Origin of the sequence: Gordonibacter sp., assembly GCF_036667095.1 — a bacterium.
Classification (GTDB): domain Bacteria; phylum Actinomycetota; class Coriobacteriia; order Coriobacteriales; family Eggerthellaceae; genus Gordonibacter.
Window position 1 is genome coordinate 1,303 of sequence record NZ_JAVWUP010000121.1, and the last position, 2,507, is coordinate 3,809.

General features: G+C 61.1%; 3 protein-coding genes and 1 pseudogene. All 4 read left to right on the forward strand.

Annotated features, from left to right (window positions below; translation table 11 throughout):
• Positions 1–293, forward strand: a pseudogene (locus RR842_RS10135) ((Fe-S)-binding protein); the annotation flags it as partial.
• Complete coding sequence (gene dsrJ, locus RR842_RS10140; RefSeq protein ID WP_332553579.1) at positions 283–690, forward strand: sulfate reduction electron transfer complex DsrMKJOP subunit DsrJ; 408 nt, start codon at positions 283–285, stop codon at positions 688–690. The pseudogene RR842_RS10135 and the gene dsrJ, both read left to right, overlap by 11 nt.
• 6 nt (positions 691–696) lie before the next feature.
• Positions 697–1,509, forward strand: coding sequence for a 4Fe-4S dicluster domain-containing protein (locus RR842_RS10145; RefSeq protein WP_332518259.1), 813 nt, complete (start codon positions 697–699; stop codon positions 1,507–1,509).
• The coding region (nrfD, locus tag RR842_RS10150) for an NrfD/PsrC family molybdoenzyme membrane anchor subunit (protein WP_332729665.1) at positions 1,502–2,507 on the forward strand (1,006 nt) is incomplete at its 3' end. The genes RR842_RS10145 and nrfD, both read left to right, overlap by 8 nt.

Here is a 2,507-nt window from a genome sequence, read left to right on the forward strand (position 1 = left end):
GTGCCGAGGCGGTGCGCTCGGTGCGGGATCGCTACGGCGTGAACACGCTTGCCAACATCTGCGCCATCGACCGCGTTACCTTGCCGCCCCTCATGGACTACTGGGTTCCCGGCACACGCGTGACCGGCGTGCATGAGTTGGTGGGCAACGCGTTGGTCATGGACGGTGAGACCGAGCGCACGTTGGATCTTCGGCTCGAAGAGCTGCCCAGCGTGGTCGCTCGAAAGGCGGCCGAAGCTGCTGCGGACGCGAAGGCTGAGTTTGCGGGGGAGGGGGCGACCGATGGGCGCTAAAGGAAAGATCGTGCTGTTCCTGGTTGTGATCTGCATCATTTTGCTGATCCCCTTTGCGGCGAACGCTGGCACGAAGACGGAGGGCGCCGTCGTGAGCCTCGACACGCCCACGATCAACGCCCTGTCGGATAAGGGGTGCATCGAGGACGCCGAGTACATGCGGGGTCACCACATGGTGATGCTGGAACAGTGGCGCGACGACGTGGTGCGGGAGGGCGACTGCACGTATACGAGCTCATCCGGGCAGACGTATGAGAAGAGTTTGGAGCGCACCTGCTTCTCCTGCCATTCCAATCCCGACGAGTTCTGCAGCAGCTGCCATGACTATGCGGGGGTGGCGCCGTACTGTGGGGACTGCCACGCCATGACCGATGCCGAGCTGCAGGCGGGGAGGTAGGCGGACGTGACGATTGCGAAGAAGGGGCTGGTTCCGGTTATGGAAAGACGAGACTTCGTCAAGGCGGGGGCGGCGCTATGTACTCTCGGCCTGACGTCGCTGACCGGTTGCGCGACGCAGGAGACCTCTGCCGCGCAGATCGTCTCCGAGGTAAGTTCGAGCGGCGGCAAGAAGCAGCTGGGCTTGGTCGTGAACGTGTCGAAGCTCAACGAGCTCGGCGTGATGGACAAAATCGCCTCTGTATGCCATACGGCCCACAACGTTCCCGATGTCGGGGACGCGAAGACCGCGATCAAGTGGATTCGCCCCGCAAGCTTCGAGCAGGCGTTCGAGGACCTTGATAACGCCTACATGAGCGATGAGGTGAGAGAGCTTGAGTATCCGGTGCTGTGCAACCACTGCGAGGAGCCTCCCTGCGTGCGCGTGTGTCCTACGAAGGCCACGTTCAAGCGCTCGGATGGCATCGTGAGCATGGATTACCATCGCTGCATCGGCTGCCGCTTCTGCGTATCGGCGTGCCCTTACGGCGCGCGTAGCCTGAATTTCAGCGATCCTCGCAAGCACTTGAGCAAAGTGGATCCAACCTACCCCACGCGCAGCAAGGGCGTGGTAGAAAAGTGCATGTTCTGCTCCGAGCGCATCGACAAAGGGGAGCTTCCCCTGTGCGTCGAGGCTTCCAAGGGCGCCATCGTGTTCGGCGACTTGACCGACGAGGCTTCCGTCGTGCGCCGCGCTCTGGCGAACGCGTTCTCTATCAGGCGCAGAGTCGAGATAGGCACCGGTCCGAACATCTACTACCTCTTTGAAGGCGGTGAGTGATTTGCTGGAGAGGATATTCCATGGCTCCAAGCTGTACTGGGCCTGGATGGCCTTGCTTTTGCTGGTGATCTGCGTCGGCATCGCCGCATACGTCAACCAGTTCGTCAACGGCTTGGAACTGACCGGCATGAGCCAGGATGTCAGCTGGGGCCTCTACATCGCTCAGTTCGCTTTCTTCGTAGGCGTTGCGGCATCGGGCGTAATGGTGGCCATTCCGCTGTACCTGCACAATTTCAAGGTGTTTGGGAAAGTCGTCATTCTCGGCGAGTTCATGGCCGTCGCGGCCGTGCTGGTGGCACTGCTGTTCGTCATCGTCGACCTCGGGTATCCCACGCGCGTCTTCAACGTGATCCTGTTCCCCACGCCGAACTCCATCCTGTTCTGGGATATGGTGGTGCTTTCCTCGTACCTGATCGTCAACATCCTCATCGGTTGGGCGGCCATCGGCGCCGAGCGTAAAGGCATCGAGCCCGCCAAATGGGTCCACGTGTTGGCTCTCGTTGCCATTCCCCTTGCGGTGAGTATCCATACGGTGACGGCGTTCATCTTCGCGGGAATGCCGGGCAAGGCCTATTGGCTCACGGCCATCTTGGCCGCGCGCTTCCTGGCGTCGGCTTTCGCAGCCGGCCCGGCGCTGCTTATCATCATCTGCCTCATCATGCGCAAGCTCACGACGTTCAAGGTGGCGGATCGCGCCATCGACGCGCTTGCAAAGATTGTGTGCTACGCCATTATCGCGAACGTGTTCTTCTTCCTGCTGGAGGTTTACACGGCTTTCTACAGCAACATTCCGGGGCACATGGCTGCGCTCGAGTACCTGTTCGTCGGCCTCGAGGGCTCGTCGTCGCTGGTGCCGTTCATGTGGGCGGCGGCGGTGCTCGCCTTCTTGGGGATACTGTTCCTCGTCGTGCCCAAGCTGCGAAAGAATCGCAAGACACTGGTGGTTGCCCTGGTGGCCGTATTTTTGGCCTGCTGGCTGGACAAGGGCTTGGGGCTGG

Excerpts from the sequence above, each read along its gene's own strand:
- dsrJ (WP_332553579.1), top strand. The coding sequence starts at position 283 with ATGGGCGCTAAAGGAAAGATCGTGCTGTTCCTGGTTGTGATCTGCATC.